This window comes from Vibrio spartinae, assembly GCF_024347135.1.
GTDB classification, from domain to species: Bacteria; Pseudomonadota; Gammaproteobacteria; order Enterobacterales; family Vibrionaceae; genus Vibrio; species Vibrio spartinae.
In genome coordinates this window covers 451622-470905 of record NZ_AP024907.1, presented here as the reverse complement: position 1 = coordinate 470905, position 19284 = coordinate 451622, and the positions used below count along the sequence as shown (strand labels likewise).

Annotated in this window: 22 protein-coding genes and 1 riboswitch; of the genes, 13 read left to right on the top strand and 9 right to left on the bottom strand. The window is 46.1% G+C overall.

The window, feature by feature from the left end; genetic code table 11:
* Position 1: 1 nt before the first annotated feature.
* Positions 2–793: a lipid asymmetry maintenance ABC transporter permease subunit MlaE gene (mlaE, locus tag OCU60_RS02120; protein WP_074372082.1), complete on the bottom strand. Its 792-nt coding sequence runs from the start codon at positions 791–793 to the stop codon at positions 2–4.
* Positions 783–1586, bottom strand: coding sequence for a phospholipid ABC transporter ATP-binding protein MlaF (mlaF, locus tag OCU60_RS02115; RefSeq protein ID WP_074372083.1), 804 nt, complete (start codon positions 1584–1586; stop codon positions 783–785). Before mlaF ends, mlaE begins: the two co-directional genes overlap by 11 nt.
* Before the next feature lie 527 nt (positions 1587–2113).
* Here mlaF and OCU60_RS02110 point away from each other — a divergent pair.
* From OCU60_RS02110 to mgtE, 12 genes are all read left to right on the top strand, one after another.
* Entirely contained in the window at positions 2114–3079 is a 966-nt protein-coding gene (locus OCU60_RS02110) for a calcium/sodium antiporter (protein ID WP_074372084.1), read from the top strand.
* A gap of 21 nt (positions 3080–3100) precedes the next feature.
* Positions 3101–4072 (top strand): arabinose-5-phosphate isomerase KdsD, encoded by a 972-nt coding sequence (kdsD, locus tag OCU60_RS02105; RefSeq protein ID WP_074372085.1) that lies wholly within the window; start codon positions 3101–3103, stop codon positions 4070–4072.
* Positions 4072–4629 (top strand): 3-deoxy-manno-octulosonate-8-phosphatase KdsC, encoded by a 558-nt coding sequence (kdsC, locus tag OCU60_RS02100; RefSeq protein ID WP_074372086.1) that lies wholly within the window; start codon positions 4072–4074, stop codon positions 4627–4629. Before kdsD ends, kdsC begins: the two co-directional genes overlap by 1 nt.
* Positions 4626–5189, top strand: coding sequence for an LPS export ABC transporter periplasmic protein LptC (gene lptC / locus OCU60_RS02095; RefSeq protein ID WP_074372087.1), 564 nt, complete (start codon positions 4626–4628; stop codon positions 5187–5189). The genes kdsC and lptC overlap by 4 nt, the downstream gene beginning before the upstream one ends.
* Complete coding sequence (gene lptA / locus OCU60_RS02090) at positions 5170–5667, top strand: lipopolysaccharide transport periplasmic protein LptA (RefSeq protein ID WP_074372088.1); 498 nt, start codon at positions 5170–5172, stop codon at positions 5665–5667. The genes lptC and lptA overlap by 20 nt, the downstream gene beginning before the upstream one ends.
* Positions 5668–5670: 3 nt before the next feature.
* Positions 5671–6396: an LPS export ABC transporter ATP-binding protein gene (lptB, locus tag OCU60_RS02085; RefSeq protein WP_074372089.1), complete on the top strand. Its 726-nt coding sequence runs from the start codon at positions 5671–5673 to the stop codon at positions 6394–6396.
* A 72-nt stretch (positions 6397–6468) separates the two neighbouring features.
* On the top strand, positions 6469–7941 hold the full coding sequence (locus OCU60_RS02080; RefSeq protein ID WP_074372090.1) for an RNA polymerase factor sigma-54: 1473 nt from the start codon (positions 6469–6471) through the stop codon (positions 7939–7941).
* A gap of 24 nt (positions 7942–7965) precedes the next feature.
* A complete protein-coding gene (hpf, locus tag OCU60_RS02075) occupies positions 7966–8253 on the top strand; it encodes a ribosome hibernation promoting factor (RefSeq protein WP_074372091.1) in 288 nt (95 codons plus the stop codon).
* Positions 8254–8255: 2 nt separating this feature from the next.
* Positions 8256–8705 (top strand): PTS IIA-like nitrogen regulatory protein PtsN, encoded by a 450-nt coding sequence (gene ptsN / locus OCU60_RS02070; protein ID WP_074372092.1) that lies wholly within the window; start codon positions 8256–8258, stop codon positions 8703–8705.
* 18 nt (positions 8706–8723) lie between these two features.
* Positions 8724–9590 carry an RNase adapter RapZ gene (gene rapZ / locus OCU60_RS02065; RefSeq protein WP_074372093.1) on the top strand — a complete coding sequence of 289 codons (867 nt, stop codon included), beginning with the start codon at positions 8724–8726 and terminating at the stop codon, positions 9588–9590.
* Between the two features lie 37 nt (positions 9591–9627).
* Positions 9628–9906 carry an HPr family phosphocarrier protein gene (locus tag OCU60_RS02060; protein WP_074372094.1) on the top strand — a complete coding sequence of 93 codons (279 nt, stop codon included), beginning with the start codon at positions 9628–9630 and terminating at the stop codon, positions 9904–9906.
* Between the two features lie 112 nt (positions 9907–10018).
* Positions 10019–11377, top strand: a complete 1359-nt coding sequence (gene mgtE, locus OCU60_RS02055; protein WP_074372095.1) for a magnesium transporter — start codon at positions 10019–10021, stop codon at positions 11375–11377.
* 98 nt (positions 11378–11475) lie between these two features.
* On the opposite strand, the gene OCU60_RS02050 is transcribed toward mgtE, so the two are convergent.
* The 4 genes from OCU60_RS02050 to pmbA all read right to left on the bottom strand — a co-directional run bounded on the left by OCU60_RS02050 (position 11476) and on the right by pmbA (position 15042).
* Complete coding sequence (locus OCU60_RS02050) at positions 11476–11970, bottom strand: Hcp family type VI secretion system effector (protein WP_021019046.1); 495 nt, start codon at positions 11968–11970, stop codon at positions 11476–11478.
* A gap of 123 nt (positions 11971–12093) precedes the next feature.
* Entirely contained in the window at positions 12094–12567 is a 474-nt protein-coding gene (locus OCU60_RS02045) for a hypothetical protein (RefSeq protein WP_074372096.1), read from the bottom strand.
* Between the two features lie 2 nt (positions 12568–12569).
* On the bottom strand, positions 12570–13442 hold the full coding sequence (locus OCU60_RS02040) for a hypothetical protein (RefSeq protein ID WP_074372097.1): 873 nt from the start codon (positions 13440–13442) through the stop codon (positions 12570–12572).
* Between the two features lie 253 nt (positions 13443–13695).
* Positions 13696–15042 (bottom strand): metalloprotease PmbA, encoded by a 1347-nt coding sequence (pmbA, locus tag OCU60_RS02035; RefSeq protein WP_074372098.1) that lies wholly within the window; start codon positions 15040–15042, stop codon positions 13696–13698.
* 109 nt (positions 15043–15151) lie between these two features.
* Between pmbA and yjgA the strand changes: the two genes are divergently transcribed.
* Positions 15152–15679 carry a ribosome biogenesis factor YjgA gene (yjgA, locus tag OCU60_RS02030; protein WP_074372099.1) on the top strand — a complete coding sequence of 176 codons (528 nt, stop codon included), beginning with the start codon at positions 15152–15154 and terminating at the stop codon, positions 15677–15679.
* 61 nt (positions 15680–15740) lie between these two features.
* Here the strand turns inward: yjgA and thiQ are convergent, their stop codons facing one another.
* Genes thiQ through thiB form a run of 3 tightly spaced genes read right to left on the bottom strand, consistent with a single transcriptional unit; the run spans position 15741 to position 19058 of the window.
* The gene (gene thiQ / locus OCU60_RS02025) at positions 15741–16448 is read right to left on the bottom strand and encodes a thiamine ABC transporter ATP-binding protein (RefSeq protein ID WP_074372100.1); all 708 of its coding nucleotides are present in this window, start codon (positions 16446–16448) and stop codon (positions 15741–15743) included.
* Complete coding sequence (gene thiP / locus OCU60_RS02020; RefSeq protein WP_074372101.1) at positions 16435–18078, bottom strand: thiamine/thiamine pyrophosphate ABC transporter permease ThiP; 1644 nt, start codon at positions 18076–18078, stop codon at positions 16435–16437. Before thiP ends, thiQ begins: the two co-directional genes overlap by 14 nt.
* Positions 18048–19058, bottom strand: a complete 1011-nt coding sequence (thiB, locus tag OCU60_RS02015; RefSeq protein WP_074372102.1) for a thiamine ABC transporter substrate binding subunit — start codon at positions 19056–19058, stop codon at positions 18048–18050. Before thiB ends, thiP begins: the two co-directional genes overlap by 31 nt.
* Positions 19059–19113: 55 nt before the next feature.
* Positions 19114–19249: riboswitch (TPP riboswitch) on the bottom strand.
* Between the last annotated feature and the right edge of the window lie 35 nt (positions 19250–19284).

Genomic DNA, 19284 nt, shown 5'->3' with positions numbered 1-19284 from the left:
TTTAGTTCCCAAACATCAGTGCGGTTAAAACAAAATCAAGACCTAAAACAGCGAGAGACGAATAGACCACTGTTTTCGTTGTCGCTCGGCTGATACCTTCAGAGGTTGGCATCGCATCATACCCATTAAACAGAGCAATCCATACGACGGTAAAAGCAAACGCAAAGCATTTCACCATACTGTTACCAATATCATGACCTAACTCGACATTGGCCTGAATGGTTGACCAGAAACTGCCATCGTCAATCCCCTTCCAGTCTACACCAACCAACTGCCCACCCCAGATACCGACAGCCATAAAGATCATCGCCAATACTGGCATTGAAATGACACCGGCCCAAAACCGAGGTGCGATAACCCGCTTCAATGGATCAACAGCCATCATTTCAAGACTCGACAACTGCTCGGTGGCTTTCATTAACCCAATTTCAGCCGTCAGTGCCGAACCGGCTCGTCCGGCAAATAGCAAGGCGGTCACCACCGGCCCTAATTCACGTAATAACGACAGCGAAACCAGAGTTCCCAGACTACCTTCAGCCCCATAATCAACCAGAATGACATAGCCCTGCAAACTCACAACCATGCCGATAAACAATCCCGATACAATGATAATGGCCATGGATAGCACACCGACACTATAGATTTGCTTCATGAGCAGCGGAAAATTTTTCACCGGGTGAGGCCGGCTCAGTAAAGCACCCAGCAACATAAATGTCGCACGACCAAATGCTTCACAGATATCAAATGTTCTCCGCCCAGTGTGAACGGCAAACTGAATAAAACTAGCCAACATGAAATAGGTCCTTCTCAAGTGATGGCGCAGGATAGCGGAAAGGAACCGGCCCGTCAGCGTCACCCTGTAAAAATTGTCTGACCCTTGGATCATTGTTCTGTCTCAATGATTCAGGCGAACCTTTGGCTATGATTTTCCCGTCGGCGAGAATATATACCCAATCCGCAATACTCATTACTTCCGGAACATCGTGAGAGACCACAATCGATGTGATTCCCAAAGCTTGATTCAGATGACGAATTAATTCAACCAATACGCCCATGGTCATGGGGTCTTGTCCGACGAAAGGCTCATCAAACATAATCAACTCAGGATCCAGTGCAATTGACCGGGCAAGTGCCGCACGACGGGCCATCCCGCCGGATAGTTCACTCGGCATCAGATACGCCGCCCCTCGCAAACCAACCGCTTCCAACTTAAGTAATACCAGCGTACGAATGAATGCTTCACTCAATGCGGTATGCTCCCGTAACGGGAATGCCACATTGTCGAACACATTCAGGTCGGTAAATAACGCACCGGACTGAAATAGCATACTCATTTTCTTGCGTGCCTGATAAAGCTTGCTGCGCCCCAAAACTGGGATATTTACGCCATCAAACCAGATTTCTCCGGATTCAGGCAGCAGTTGCCCGCCAATCAAACGGAGCAAAGTCGTTTTCCCAATCCCAGAAGGCCCCATAATCGCGGTTACTTTTCCCTGAGGGACATGGAGTGACACATCATCAAAAATCTTTCTGTCACCACGAGAAAACGTCAGATTGTTAATCGTTACCAGATCAGACTCGGACATATACAGCCTATCGTTCCTTTCCTATATTCATTGTTATGACGTCATCCATCATGAACAAAAAATGCAATCATAAGTATAATTTCAAAAGTTTAAAGCACTGTATCATGATGCTGCTGACCTCATGATACCTTTAAAATATCAATGCTGAACATCACGTCAGACAAGCTGTATCATACCATCACTGGCGCAAGAATCATCGCCTTACTTTATTGCATCAAATCTCGCCCCATCGCCCTGTCGAAAAAACAGACAGCCCGCACCACTTTGACATCCCTATTTTCCATTTTGATGGTAATATGCTCCTCCTTTGTCAGGGCGCTTACAGGTGTCCGACAAATATAGATAGAGAATACCATTCGGTCATTGACAGGGTTGGCTGAGCAACATTTTGAATTCACTCAGAAAGAGAAATGAATCTAAATCTGCAATCTTTGATGAATAAATGAAGAGGTTTCACTTTTCTTTTGCAAGCCAAAACGTCAAAATCGACGGTTAAATATTTTTATCTTTACCCACTAGGAATACACATGCTTACAGCTGTTGCTTTATTGATTGTCGGACTCATCTTACTGGTATGGAGTGCAGATCGGTTGGTTTTTGGTTCTGCAGCGCTGGCACGCAATATTGGGATTTCACCGTTAGTGATTGGTATGACAATCATTGCAATGGGCTCATCAGCACCAGAGATGATGGTTTCTGCAACGGCAGCGCTGGCCAACAAAACCGATACCGCTGTTGGTAACATTCTGGGTTCTAATATTGCCAATATCGCATTAATTCTCGGTATAACGGCCCTCATTAAACCATTATCGATTAACTCAGAACTGCTACGCAGAGAACTTCCATTCATGATTGGAGTCACATTACTATCTGGTGTGATTCTTTGGGATGGACACCTTGGTTTCTATGAAGGCGTCTTACTATTTGTTGTGTTTGCCATGTTTATTCTGGCAATGCTCAAAATCAGCCGCAGTGAAAGCGATCAGAAAGACCGGCTTCTGGCTGAACAAGAGTCAGAAGTGCCAGAAGGTATTAATAGTAAAATAGCGCTGTTCTGGGTCATTGTCGGGTTGATCCTGCTGCCACTGGCTGCTGAGATTCTCGTGAGCAATGCCGTCATCATTGCCAAATATTTTGGCATGAGTGATCTCGTCATCGGTCTGACGATTATTGCGATAGGAACCAGCTTGCCTGAACTCGCTGCCTCACTGGCTGGGGTACTGAAAGGTGAAGATGATATGGCCGTGGGTAATATTATCGGTTCGAATGTGTTCAACATTCTAGCGGTAATGGGTATCCCTGGGATTCTGAATCCTTCAATCATCAGCGAACATGCCATGGAAAGAGACTTTTGGGTCATGTTGGGGCTTTCTCTGCTTCTGGTCTTGATGGCATTAGGAAAATCGCGAAGCATCAACAGAATCGAAGGATTTATTCTGTTCGCTATATTTATTGTCTATCAGACTTATTTGTTCATGAACATGAGCGCGTAGTCAAAGAGAACGGAGTTGAGAATGTCACAACTGAACTACACTCAGTCAGCAAAATGGGTTTTGAACGTAGAAATCAAATGCTTACAACAAATAGAACAATATATTGACGAGCATTTCTGCCAAGCCTGCGACATGATCCTGAGTAATACGCAGGGCAAAATTATTGTCATGGGCATGGGCAAATCCGGCCATATCGGTAAAAAAATGGCTGCGACCCTTGCGAGTACCGGAACACCCTCATTCTTTGTTCATCCGGGCGAAGCAGCACACGGGGATCTCGGCATGATCTCTGCAGGCGATATCGTGATTGCGATCTCCTACTCAGGGGAATCATCAGAGATACTGCCGCTTTACCCAGTATTAAAACGTCGCTCAATTCGCATCATCAGCATGACCGGTAATCCACAGTCCAATATGGCTAAACTTGCTGATCTCCATTTACAAGTTTCCGTTCCGGAAGAGGCTTGTCCGTTAGGGCTTGCTCCGACATCCAGTGCCACAGCAACGCTGGTGATGGGGGATGCGCTCGCGATTACGCTCTTACAAGCGCGCGGATTCACTCAAGAAGACTTCGCACTCTCACATCCGGGAGGCGCCTTGGGTCGCAAACTGTTACTCAAATTGGGTGACATTATGCATTCTGGTGATCAACTCCCTCTCGTCAGTCCTGATGCTTTGATTCGTGATGCCTTGATGGAGATTAGTCAAAAAGGGTTAGGCATGACAGCCGTAGTCGATCAACAACAAAAACTACTCGGTATTTTTACCGATGGCGATCTCCGACGAATTCTGGACAAACGTATTGATATTCACAGTGCAAAAATTTGTGATGTGATGACCCAAAATCCAACCACAGCATCACCTCACATTCTTGCAGTTGAAGGGCTTAATTTAATGCAGGAAAAACGAATCAACGGTTTGATGTTGGTTGAAAACGGCCGGCTGGTCGGCGCTCTCAATATGCACGACCTTCTGAAAGCAGGAGTGATGTAGTGACAAATATGGTTGAAACACTTTACGGCCCGGTGACATCATCCATTTGGGAAGTGGCGAGCCGACTCCAATTACTCATCTGTGATGTTGATGGTGTTTTCTCCGATGGCCGAATTTACTTAGGCAATCAAGGGGAAGAGCTGAAAGCCTTTCATACCCGAGACGGCTACGGCATAAAATCGCTGATGAATGCTGGTATTGAGGTTGCAGTTGTGACCGGCAGACACTCAAAAATAGTCGAAAACCGAATGAAAGCTCTGGGTATTTCACTGATTTATCAGGGGCAAGATGATAAAGTGAGCGCATATGCTGACATTTGTCAAAAAACACAGATTTTACCGGAACATACCGCTTATATCGGTGATGATTTGATTGATTGGCCGGTCATGGAGCAAGTGGCGTTAAAAGTTTGTGTTGCCGACGGTCATCCATTACTGGTCAAAAGAGCAAACTACGTCACGACAATGTCGGGCGGTCATGGTGCTGTACGGGAAGTCTGTGATTTAATCTTACAGTCCCGGGGTGAGCTGGAAATGCACAAAGGTTTGAGTATATGAGTCTGGCTCGTACGATCTATATACTCTTATTTTTCATTATCTGCTGGTCAATTTACTACTTGATCGATAATGAAAGAAAAGCAAATGTACAAGTAGCTCCGAATACGGAGCTACCGATGTTTAGTGGAGAACATCTTTCAAATATTTCGTATGGTGCAGACGGTGTGAGAAGTTATACCATCACATCAACTCACCTGGATTATTATGCCAAAAGTGGCAACACCATATTCGAGCATCCGATTTTACAGGTTTACCGTGATGGACGAGTCATGGAATGGAAAGTGACGGCTCAACGGGGAATTCTGACAAAGAATAAGATATTAACGCTTTACGACAACGTGATTGGTAAAAACTTACTTGAGAATTCCAGTTTTGAGTCACTCAAAACTGCAAAACTCAGTATGCAACTGGATAACCGTGATTTTTGGACAGACACATCCGTCTTACTGGAAGGTCCACTATTTGAAACACAAGGTCAGGCGATGAAAGGCAATTTTGCCGATCATAACGCCTTACTTTATAACCATGTACAGGGTAGATATGAAAATCTCGCACCTTAGTTTGCTTGCTTGCCTGTTTATCTCAAGCGGCGCTTTGGCATTATCAACAGATACCGAACAACCGGTTTACATCGATTCAGATAGTCAGCAACTTGATTTAAAAAGTAATCAGGTGACGTTTGTAGGTAATGTGACCCTCAAACAGGGAAGCATTAATATCCATGCTGACAAATTAATCGTGACTCGAAATCCTCAAGACGGGCAGATCGAGACAATTCAGGGGTTCGGTAATCTGGCCACGTTTTCTCAGTTAACCGATGAAGGGAAAACGCTCTATGGCGAAGCCAAGAAACTCAATTATCAAATGGCTGCGGACCAATTGACCATGACGGATAAAGCAATGCTATCACAAGATGACAGTGTGATTCACAGTACCAAAATCCGTTACAAGATTTCTGCACAAAAACTCATTGCAGACGGAAATTCAAACGAGCGTGTATCAACAGTCCTGCAACCGCAGGCAACCAATAAAGAATAAACCATGGCCATACTAAAAGCAGAGCATTTAGCCAAAAGCTATAAAAAGAGAAAAGTCGTCTCTGATGTCAGTCTACAGGTAGAGTCAGGACAAATTGTCGGCCTGCTTGGTCCGAACGGTGCAGGCAAGACCACGTCGTTTTACATGATTGTCGGCTTGGTCGCCCGGGATGAAGGCTCGATCCAAATTAATGACCAAGACATCAGTATTCTGCCAATGCATCAGCGCTCTCGCATGGGCATCGGTTACCTGCCACAAGAGGCCTCTATTTTTCGGAAGCTCTCTGTTGAAGACAACATCATGGCGGTATTGCAAACCCGGGAGAAAATGTCGCGAGAAGAGCGTCAGGACAAACTCGAAGACTTGCTGGAAGAATTCCATATCGGACATATTCGCTATAGTGCAGGTATGGCGCTCTCTGGTGGTGAACGACGCCGTGTAGAAATCGCTCGGGCCCTGGCTGCCAACCCGCAATTCATTTTGTTGGATGAACCGTTTGCCGGGGTTGACCCCATTTCAGTCATTGATATTAAAAAAATTATTGAGCACCTCCGGGATCGGGGACTCGGTGTTTTGATTACTGATCATAATGTCAGGGAAACCTTGGATGTTTGTGAAAAAGCCTATATCGTAAGTCAAGGAAGCCTGATCGCAGAAGGAACACCTCAAGAAGTTCTCAATAACGAGCAGGTCAAACAGGTTTATCTCGGTGAACAATTCCGTCTATGATTAAAGTAAGAACGGGATTGGACCAGACAAACATCAGAATACGGCAACACAGAATAAGGCAATCGAAACTGAATGAAACCGTCACTACAACTCAAGTTAGGTCAACAGTTAGCCATGACACCTCAGTTGCAGCAAGCGATTCGATTGCTGCAACTTTCGACGTTAGATCTCCAGCAAGAGATTCAGGAAGCACTCGATTCCAACCCACTACTTGATGTTGAAGATGCACAGGATGAAGTCAATTCCCAAGAAGAAAAAGCAGAAACGTTAAAAGAAGCAACTGCTGATGTGGCCGATAACGAGCCGGAGCCACAAGATAGTTCAGAAATGATTGAAAAATCAGAAATCAGCAATGAACTTGAGATCGATACAACTTGGGACGATGTATACAGTGCCAATACAGGTAGTACTGGTATTTCACTCGATGAAGATACACCGCTCTATCAGGGCGAAACCACGCAAACACTACAAGATTACCTCCTGTGGCAATTAGATTTAACCCCCTTCAGTGACACGGATCGAGCGATTGCTCTGGCGCTCATTGATGCCATCGACGACTACGGCTATCTGACACTCTCTCTTGAAGACCTTCTGGAGAGTGTTCAAAGTGAAGAAGACGACGATATCGAGCTGGATGAAGTCGAGGCGGTCAGAAAACGCATTCAGCAATTTGATCCTTTAGGTGTCGCATCATTGAATCTACAGGACTGCCTGTTATTGCAACTGGCAACATATCCCAGTGATACGCCATGGCTCAACGAAGCCAGACGCCTGCTGGCTGATCATATTGATCAATTGGGAAACCGGGATTACAAACTGATCCAAAAAGAAGCAAAGCTAAAAGAAGACGAATTACGAGCCGCTTTGCAACTTATTCAAGAACTCAACCCGCGCCCTGGCAATGATATTCATGCAGAACATGCGGAATATGTCATTCCAGATGTCTCGGTCTTCAAAGACCGGGGAAAATGGGTTGTCACGATCAATCCGGACAGCATGCCAAGACTAAAAATCAACCAGCAATATGCAGCGCTGGGGCGAGGAAATGGCGCAGACAGTAATTATATCCGAACGAATTTACAAGAAGCAAAATGGTTAATTAAAAGTTTAGAGAGTCGAAACGAGACGTTGCTCAAAGTTGCCAAGTGTATAGTTGAACATCAGCACGATTTCTTCGAGTATGGGGAAGAATCAATGAAACCGATGGTTCTGAATGATGTCGCCCTTGCCGTGGACATGCATGAATCAACCATCTCACGGGTCACAACCCAAAAGTTTATGCATACCCCTCGGGGCATATTCGAGCTGAAGTACTTTTTCTCTAGCCACGTAAGCACAGACAATGGTGGAGAATGTTCATCAACCGCAATTCGCGCACTGATCAAAAAACTGGTTGCCGCAGAAAATCAGGCAAAACCACTCAGTGACAGCAAAATTGCAACACTACTAGCTGATCAGGGGATTCAGGTCGCTAGACGTACCATTGCAAAGTACCGAGAGTCTTTGGGTATATCCCCATCGAGTCAGCGTAAACGCCTACTATAAAGGCCCAACAGAGAAGGAAAGTCTATGCAAATCAATATTAATGGCCACCACATTGATCTGACCGATTCAATGCAAGACTATGTTCACTCAAAATTTGATAAACTTGAGCGATATTTTGACCATATTAACAGCATACAGGTCATCTTACGTGTTGAAAAACTTCAACAAATCGCTGAAGCCACGCTTCATGTCAATCAAGGCGAGATCCATGCGACCGCAGAAGATGAAAACATGTATGCAGCAATCGATAGTCTGGTTGACAAGTTAACCCGTCAGCTGAATAAGCATAAAGAAAAATTAAGTAGTCATTAATCATGCAACTCAATGAAGTTCTGTCTCTGGACTGCACGAAAAGTGCAGTCCAATGTTCGAGCAAAAAGCGAGCATTAGAAATCATCAGTGAAATCGCAGCCAATTATACAGGTAAGAGTGCGACTGAACTGTTTGAAAATATGCTCTCCCGAGAAAAAGTTGGCAGTACCGGCATCGGTAACGGCATTGCCATTCCACATGCAAGAATGACATTCAGTGAGAATGCGGTGGCTGTTCTCATTCAATGTGAGGAACCGATTGGTTTTGATGCTATCGATAATCGTCCTGTTGATATTCTATTTGCTTTGTTTGTACCGGAAGAGCAATGCCAAATCCATTTAAAAACTCTCGCTCAAATGGCTGAACGACTGAATAACAAACAAGTGTTAAAGCAACTTCGTAAAGCTAAAAACGACCAAGACCTTTATGATATCATGGTCAACCAGTCCTGATTTGCTGAGTATGTTACGATGCGCTTAATTGTTGTTAGTGGTCAATCCGGTGCCGGCAAGAGTGTTGCCTTAAGAGTGCTGGAAGATCTTGGATACTATTGTGTCGATAACCTCCCCGTCGATTTATTGGATGCTTTCCTTCAATCGGTGCAGGGGAGCAAGCAGAATGTGGCGGTCAGTATTGATATCCGAAACTTACCCCATGACCCGTCACTACTCAGTGACACCTTCAGCTCCCTGAAACAGTCCGTCTCTTATAATGTCAATGTGCTGTTCCTTGATGCCACCGAAGATGCACTACTCAAACGCTATAGTGAAACTCGCCGGATCCATCCCCTCTCCTTACACAACAGTAATTTAACGCTGGCACAAGCCATCGCTCAAGAAAAACACATCCTAGCACCGTTGAAACAACAGGCCGATATGCTGCTCGACAGTACCAATAAATCGATTCATGAGCTGAGTGAAACGATTCGTATGCGAGTCGAGGGAAGAGAACGTAAGCATCTGATTATCGTCTTTGAATCTTTCGGCTTCAAATATGGCTTGCCCACTGACGCTGATTTTGTTTTCGACGTTCGTTTTCTGCCCAATCCCCACTGGCAACCTGAATTACGTGCATTTACCGGACTTGATGCGCCTGTAAAATCTTTCTTGGAACAACACTCTGAGGTGATTGATATGCGCCAACATATTCAGTCATTCATTGATTATTGGCTCCCTTCTTTAGAGAAGAATAATCGGAGTTATCTGACCATAGCCATTGGCTGTACCGGTGGAAAACACCGTTCTGTCTATCTGACTCAACAAATCGGCGAATACTTCTCCCAACTTGGGCATCAGGTACAAATTCGCCATACGTCTCTTGAACAACATCACTCTTGAAATCAACACTTGAGACAAGCCAACAGAGGATCATGCGATGCCACAACTCAGTAAAACGGTGTTAATTCAGAACAAGCTAGGACTTCATGCCAGAGCGGCCGTTAAACTTGTAGAGCTGGCGCAATCATTTGATGTCATCCTGACGATTCGCAGTCAGGAAGGAAAAGAAGCCACCGCTGATGGGGTGATGGGACTACTGATGCTTGAGTCCGCTCAAGGGCAATATGTCACCCTCTCAGCAGAAGGCAGTGAAGCGGAGCCGGCATTAGACGCGGTTTGCTGTTTGATCGAAGATAAATTCGAAGAAGAAGACTAACCGACTATTTTAACGCAAAATAAATTTCATCCTGCAATAACTTCTTATTAAATCGGGCATAGAATTAAGTTACTATGTCACTTACATAATAAATACGACACAGGGGGAAGTTATGGCAGAGCATATTGAGTTTGATCAGGCTCACCTTACCCTCCGGGAAGTCACAGAAGCCTTAGAAAATGGTCGTTTTGTCCATGTCCGTCGCCAACTTCAGGACATGGAACCAGAAGATATCGCTCACCTTCTGGAAGCCTCACCACGTAAAAGTCGTAATGTCCTCTGGCAACTGACCGATCCAGAAGACTACGGTGAAATCCTCGATGAACTCAGTGAAGACGTCAAAGACGCACTGGTGTCCAAAATGGCACCGAAACGGCTGGCAGAAGCAACTGAAGGCATGGATACCGATGACCTTGCTTACGTGTTGCGAAGTCTGCCTGATGGTCTCTCCCGAGAAATTTTATCCCAGATGGATAATGTCGACCGCCTGCGGGTCGAAATGGCGCTCTCATATCCGGAGGATACAGCCGGTGGACTGATGAACACCGACTTCGTCACGATCCGTGGCGATGTTGATGTTGATGTTGTGCTCCGTTATTTACGGATGAAAGGTGAGCTGCCACAGGCAACCGATGCCCTGTATGTGATTGATGAAGAGAGTAAACTCATCGGTCATCTCTCGCTCTCCAGCTTATTAACCAGTCAACCGGATATCCGTATCTGCGATATTATGGAAGATGCTGATGAAGCGATTCAGGTTGATGCCAAAGATTCTGACGTTGCCAGTTTGTTTGAACGCCGCAACTGGGTCTCCGCACCGGTCGTCAATGCTGAACAACATCTGTTAGGACGGATCACCATTGATGACGTGGTCGATGTCATCCGTGAAGATGTCGAGCACTCGATGATGAGTTTAGCGGGGATGGACGATGAAGAAGATACGTTCGCACCGGTCATGAAATCGGCCCGCAAACGGAGTATCTGGCTGGGTGCCAATGTCCTCGCAGCACTGGCTGCGGCTTCGGTATCCAATATGTTTGAAACTACACTCGAACAAATGGCTTCGATCGCAGTGCTGATGACGATTGTTCCCTCAATGGGCGGAGTTGCCGGCAACCAAACCATTGCACTGGTCATTCGTGGGCTGGCTTTGGGACACATCGGTGACAGTAACAAACGAGAATTGCTGCTCAAAGAGGCGGCTGTCGGTCTGCTCAACGGCTGTCTGTGGGCCTTGCTGATTGGTGGTATCGTCGTGCTGTGGAAAGGCAACTGGTTACTCGGTGGCATTATTTCAGCAGCGATGTTGGCCAATCTGACGCTCGCGGGTATCGCTGGAGTAACGATTCCGATCTTACTCAAAAAGATGAAAATTGACCCGGCACTCGCTGGTGGTATGGCGCTCACCACCGTGACCGACGTGATTGGTCTGTTTGTGTTTCTCGGACTGGCAACCATTTTTATTGCATGATGTCTTAATCATATAAGCTTTATAATATGAGCTTTACGGTATTGTGCTCTTTTAGCGAACGAAGTGGCCTTACAGCCACTTCAATCTAAGATGTGAAATTACGCACTCCAACCGCCCTGATCCCAATTATCAAACCCCATCGTCCCGCTAATACTATGTTGCCAGGTAATTTCCTGATAACTGAATTCAATCACCTCATGCATCTCTTCCTGGTGCGCATGGACAGTATGTGGCAGCGCAAAACTCATCCCACTGATAATCGCTTTTTTGAGTTCAATCGAATAAAACTTTTCGTTATAGCCCTGCTCATTGGTACGATAAAAATGAATCACACAATCGAGGTGCTCCTGCCGGGCAAATGCTGTAGATAGCAGCGGGCTCGATTTATCAATATTTTTAATCATACGGATGGGGGCATGACTTTTACCATGTTGATGCGGAGCTTTCGCCATATGATGATCACAAGAAAGAATTGTGATTTCATCGGCATGAGATTCCTGATACTTATTTCCCATTGAATCTTTGGTGTTGCATCCGCTGGAAATTAAGCCCTGTTTTTCCCCATTAATTGTCATGTATGCGATGTGCGCCATAAAAACCAACCTTTTTATCATGAAAATGATTATGTCTCTTTTTCATCAAATCGATCTATTGTTATAGAGAACATAATCGCTGTTAAAAAACAGACTGAATACAGCATTGATTCAGTCCTTTCGTTAATATCTGCCGGATTGTTGCTTTTCTTCGATTAATTGTTCACAGACTTGTCGATTATCGGTATAGATATGAATACGAAATATTGGCCACGATGCTCGGCGTTCTGCTTTTTCACAGCGTTGATAGCCCTTCCCTTCAATAATATGAGGTATTATAATCCCGGTTAAAACAGGAACAACTAACATTAACACGAGCCCAGTAAAAAATATTTTCATGAGTTTCTTTTCTATTTTAAATGGAATTTTTTTATAAAAAATAAGAATAGAAAAAGTAATCACCAGGCAAGAAAATGAAATACCACCACCCAAACCATACATAGCACCACGCTGATACTGAATAACCGGAGACAAGTTATTGATACTGTGAAACAAATCATTTGAGGCTGAATAAAAATAAACAAAACCAAATATAGCTAAAGCAGTAGAGAGCAATGAAACAAAAATTAAATTAAGAATATTGGTTTTCCCTTTCATTATCAATAAGCTCTCGGCCGTGGAGATAAAAACCGAACAATTGAATGTTTAGCAAAATCGATGGCCATTTGTTCAGCCGAATCTAATATATAATCAATCACCGTTCCCATTGTTTGAACCATTTTATCTTCAAATTGATGTTTCGCTCTATAGGTATATGAATTAATCCCATTACTTATCTCATCTAAAGCAGCAACCACTTTATCTGTAATACCATAGTAATCATCCAAATAACCTAGAGCTAGGTTACCAAAGATACCGACAGCAACAACAACGGCAAGAGGTCCTATCGCAAAAGTAAGTCCCCCGGCAGCACAAGCAAAAGCAATAGAAGCCCCAGTAACAATCCCAATCTTCACCACATCGGTTGCCAAAGAGCCAATTAATCGAGATAAAGTGATTTCATCGGTTAAAACATAATCGGCAATTCGATAGGCACTCATTAAAATAACAGAAAGTACACCACCAGCTTTCGCACCGCTGATTGCTGCCGCCTTTCCTAAACCCATTGTTACGACCTTGGCATTGTTCACCCCATATTTTGTCCCAGTCAGCACAGTTCTCAGACGAGGATTACCCTTTAAAATAATATGTGGTTTACCACCATAGGTCTTTATATAAGCTTTGGTACCAATACCGCCCAAATCACTAATCAGTTTGACAAGGGTTAGGCTATCATCAGCCGTAGCATACCAGTTTACCCCGTCTCCAGCTCTGACTCTGAGTTTCTTCCAGGTATCTTTCACGGTCTTCGAATAAGCATGAGGTGAAGATTTCACAATATTATCCATCTCTTCAAAAGAGATGACGTAGATTTCATGCTGGTTGGATTGAATATCTTGTTTGATTGCTGCGCGTTCTTGAGGGGATAGCATCACTTTATTCCTTATCGACAACGTCGATGATTCGTTCAGCGGCATACACGGGACTGCGCTGAAAACCATAAAGGAGAACCGGAAAAAATTTGCTATAAATTAACACAACAATTCAAAACGTTACGTCCCATTGTTATGACTCGTGATATTTTACTCAAAATAACTATCAGGCATTGATAGTTATGGCAGTAATTAAAAAGCGAGCTATTCAGCTCGCTTCTCTGTCAACGTGAGGTTTGGCCAAGAGCAATGGCTATTCTCCGGCGACTTTCATCGATTCAATCAGAATAGAACCGATCTGAACCTGAGAACGGACATCCACATCATTCCCGACAGCGACAATCTGGCTGAACATATCCTTCAACCCACCAGCAATGGTAATTTCAGAGACTGGGAACTGAATTTCGCCATTTTCAACCCAGAATCCGGCAGCGCCACGGGAGTAATCGCCGGTAACGATATTGACGCCCTGCCCCATCACTTCTGTGACTAAAAAGCCGGTGCCCATTGCTTGCAGCATCTGCTTGAAGTTCTGTTCACCGGAAGATTTCACAAACCAGTTGTGAATACCGCCGGCATGACCGGTCGGGGTCATATTGAGCTTTCTTGCCGCATAGCTGGAGAGCAAGTAAGTTCCTAATACGCCATCAGTCACGATGTCCTGATCCCGTGTTGCCAGCCCTTCACTGTCAAACGGGCTGGAAGCCAACCCACGCAGAATATGAGGCCGCTCTGCAATTGAGAACCAGTCCGGGAAAATTTTCTCGCCTAAATGATCCAACAAGAATGACGATTTACGATACAAATTGCCGCCGGAGATCGCCATCACGAAATGACCAATCAAACCTGTGGCAACTTCTGGTGCAAACATCACCGGATAATGACCGGTTTTCAGTTTTTGCGGATCCAACCGACTCACAGTTCGTTCGGCCGCAAGCTGACCGACTTGCTGAGGAGTCCACAGATCATCTTTATGCCGTGCAATGGTATAGCTATAATCTCGCTCCATCCGCTCCTGTTCACCCTGCCCAATCACACAACAACTGATACTGTGACGGCTGGAGGCATAGCTGGCGAGCAGACCATGACTGTTTCCGTAAACTCTCACACCGTAGTGACTGTCATAACTCGCGCCATCACTCTGTTTTATCTTGGTGCTGTAGTCCAGTGCCGCCCTTTCTGCGGCAATCGCAATGCTGGCAGCCTCATCCGGATTCGGTTCATCAGGGTGAAACAAGTCCAGATCCGGAATATCTGTCACCATCAATTCTTTGGGCGCCGGGCCGGCAAACGGGTCTTCAGAGGTATAATGAGCAATATCCAATGCAGCCAGTACAGTCTGCTGAATCGCTGATTCACTCAGATCTGATGTCGAAGCACTGCCTTTGCGTTGTCCCCGATACACTGTAATCCCCAAGGCACCATCACTGTTGAACTCGACATTCTCGACTTCACAAAAACGGGTTGAAACACTGAGCCCCGTACTCTTGGTAATCGCCACTTCTGCGGCGTCCGCTTGTGACGATGCAAGCTCTAAAGCTTTCGCGACCGCAGCTTCAAGTTCACTACGCTGTTGTGCAACTTGCTGTTTTACATTCATAACTGATGTCTCTTCTTGAAACTATTTCGATAGCATAACAAGAAATGCTCGTTCTCCCCACGATTCTTGCTAAAATAACGGACATTGATAAGCAGATAAGTTAGAGACTATGGCGCGCAAAAATCAAAAAGCTCCCTGGGAAGAAGAAGAAGAGATCATTTGGGTGAGTAAAACCGAAATGAAGAATGACATGATTGAGTTGCAACAACTCGGGGAAGCGCTGGTTGAACTCAAGCCGGCCTCTTTGGAAAAGTTCCCGTTACCAACGGAGCTTGCCGAGGCAATCAAAGATGCGCAACGCTTTAAGAATGAAGCGAGAAGACGACAACTTCAGTATATTGGTCGTTTGATGCGTCATATCGATGTGGAACCGATTCAGGCTGCATTGGATAAATACCGCAACAAACATGCGCAGGCAACCGCCGCGTTCCACCGTCTGGAACAACAGCGGGATCAATTGATTGAGGAAGGGGACACGGCCATCAATGCCGTCATTGAAAAATATCCTGAAGTAGACCGTCAACAATTGCGTCATCTGGTTCGTCAGGCGAAAAAAGAACAGCAGAGCGGCAAATCATCAAAATCTGCCAGAGAGATCTTTCAACTGCTGAAAACGTTGGAAGAAGACGACCAATAATTTCAATTCGAAGCGTCATGTCCTGATGAAGGCATGACGTTATCATTAGGGTCAACAGCCCCTAGCCATTTCCCGCGCGGATAAATGCATTCAGCGACTCACTTGAATGTGATTCACCCAACGACTCAATATCCCCTGTCACCTGCACATGATTGTCATCGATATAAGCAAAATGGCTGGCCATATTTTTAGCATCACTGACATGATGGGTGACCATTAAAACCGAGATATGCCGCTCGTTGGCCAAACGTCTGACCAAAGCCAGCATATCTGCCCGTAAAATCGGATCTAACGCTGAGAAAGGCTCATCCAGCAACCAGTGTGAACGTTCCTGCACAAAACAACGTGCCAATGCGACGCGCTGCCTTTGCCCGCCGGACAACTGCTCCGGTCGTCGGTCTAACAACGTTTCGATGCCCACCTGATGCGCCGCATGAACGACTTTGTCCCAGTCTTGACGCGTCAGTTTTAAGCCGGGATGCAACCCCAGCCCGATATTGTCACGCACAGACAAGTGCGAAAAAAGATTATGTTCCTGAAATAACATCGAGAATGGTCGCTCATACGGTGGCAACGACAGCACAGACTGATCATTGACCCGAATATCACCGGACTTCGGGGCAATAAACCCGGCGACCAGACTTAACAACGTCGATTTCCCGGCACCGCTCGGCCCCATCAAGGCCCAAATACTGCCCTGAGGCACTGAGAGCGAGAAATCAAACCACTCTTGCTGATATTCATAACGCACCTGATCAAGTGTCAGCATTGCTAGACTCCCCGTACCGGAACAGACGTTCCTCGATAAAAAAACATCCGAGACTGATGAGCAACAGACAACTTGCCACTACCGCGGCCGATTCCATCTGATAGCTTCCCAGTAACTGATAAAGATAAAGAGGCAAGGTTCTGAAATCCTGACTGCCGAATAATGCAATAGCACTCAAATCCCCCATCGCCACCAAAAAGCTGATCACCCACGCATGAATAATCGGTTTTCTCACGGCTCGCCACTCCACCAGCCAAAGACGACGCCATCCCCGCATTCCCAGACTGTCACACAGAGACTGATACTGTTGCGCCAACATCCACAACGGTTGTTGTAAGGTTTTAATCACATAAGGTAAAGCCATCATGGCATTGACTGCTACCACGACCCCATAGGCAAAATCAAACGCATTGGTAAAAGCACGTAACAGCAGAAAGAGTCCGGTACTGATCACCAGACCCGGTGTGACTAACACCATCATGCCGACTGTTTCCAGCATATCGGCACGTCGCTGTTGCCGATTCAGTCGCCAACGCCGGCTTGTCAGCAAGACGCCAATGCCAGCGACCAGCGCGAGTGAGCCGGCAACGCCGGCAACGCGTAAAGAGCTGGCGAATGCCTGCCAAAAACCCGTACCACTCAGCACGGGCCACAGATGTGAATTGATTCCGGAAATGAGCACCATCACCAGCGGCGGCAGCACCAACACACCACAACCGACAATCCAGCCACAATCCCAGTAACGCGCCAGACCACTATCGCGGAATAAAGGCTGCCGGGGAGAGTCGCCCTGACTCCCCACCTTGATAGTTTTCGTGATGCTTTGCAGCATAAAAGCCAACAAGCCACACAGTAACATTTGCCATAAAGCCAGTATGGCACCGGCACGCAGATCAAAATCAAACTTAATCGCCTGATAGATAGCCAGTTCGATCGTTGTAGACTGCGGCCCGCCGCCCAAGGCCATCACGGTGGCAAAGCTGGTAAAGCACAGCATGAAGACCAATCCGGCCACATGAGGCATCTGCTGACGAATTCGCGGCCAGTGAACATAACGAAATATTTGCCATGGGGTCATTCCCAGATGACAGGCTAATAAAGTCTGCTCTCGCGGAATCATTTCCAGCGAATGTAAAAACAGCCGGCTGGCATATGGCAGATTAAAAAACACATGCGCCAGCAAGATGCCATTCAGACCGTAGACTGAAAAACTGAAATCCAGATGCAATGTATGCAGTACACTGGCTAAAAAACCGCTACGCCCATAAATAGCCAGCAACCCAAAGACCCCGACTAACACCGGTATCACCAGCGTGGTCGAAAATAATTTGATCAAAAAATTGCGGCCGGGAAAAGCACGACGATGCAACGCCAAGGCAACCGGAATCGCCGGAATCACACTCAGCAATGTGGATAGCAATGCCTGATAAAAACTAAACCGCGTGACATGGAGATAATAAGGGTCACTCAGTACCGCGGTCAGTTCAAGCCCGGAGGCATGCACCAGTAATGCCCCGAAGGCACTCAGAATAAAGGCCACTACCCCAGCGGCGATCCAAATCCCGATGCGGGGAGCCCGTTGAACAATCACCGTCTCTGCTACCGTGCCTGAGTCAGCGCTGTTTGCCATTCACGAATCCAATGTCTACGGTTTTTTGCAACCTGCGTTGCAGAAAACTGCAATGTTTTTTCCGGTACAGAGAGGTGACGGAAAGCGTCCGGCAGAGTGACTGATGTCACCGGATACATCCAGTTCGTCGTCGGGATAACCGACTGGAACTCATCACTCAACATAAACTGCATAAATTGATCGGCAAGCGCCTGATGCGGACTCCCTGCTAATTTTGCGGCCACTTCGACCTGCATGTAATGTCCTTCCGAAAATTCAGCCGCAGCATATCGATCATCCTGTTCTGCAACCTGATGATACGCCGGTGAGGTGGTGTACGACAAAACCATATCCGACTCGCCTTTCAGAAACATCGAATAGGCTTCAGACCAACCTTTGGTCACCGTGACCGTTTTCTTCGCCAGTTGTTGCCAAGCCTGAGCGGCCTGATCACCGTAGACGGATTTCATCCACAGCAAAAGCCCCTGACCGGGGGTTGATGTCCGGGGATCCTGATAGATAATTTTCAAATCAGGGGATTGCTCAACCAGTGCTTTGAGACTCTTGGGTGGGTTGGGCAGTAAATCCTGACGATAAACAAAGGCAAAATAACCATAATCGTAAGGAACAAAGACATCATCATGCCAGCCATTGGGTAACGTTAATGCCGCAGTATCGACATGATGCTTGGCTAACAGACCGGTCTTTTTCGCCTCTGCCATCAGACTGTCATCCAGCCCCAAAACAATATCCGCCTGACTATGACTTCCCTCAAGCCGCAAACGGTTGAGAATCGATACGCCATCATCGAGTGCCACATAATTCAGCTTGCAGTCGCAGCGCGCCTCAAATGCTTGCTTAATCGCAGGGCCGGGGCCCCATTCCGAGGTAAAAGAATCATAGGTATACACGGTCAGTTCAGGGGACTGAGCCTGTACGAATCCAGTCGTTAAACTCAAGATGAAGATGCCTGCATAAATCGAGGCTTTAGAATTGTTCATTGTCACGGCTCGCTCTCCTTGATACGAGCGGCACAGGGTTGAGGTTGTCCTCAAAGGGCAGACCAAACTCAATTCCTACGCCAGCATTATCTGGTTCAGGTCATTGCGGGTTCCGGGCAATCGCCCAATCTCAGCACCATGACAAAAGACCGAATCGGTTATTCGTCACGGAAGCTCCCCGATGAGTGCGGATAAGTTTACTGTGGATTGAATCAATGTGCTACTG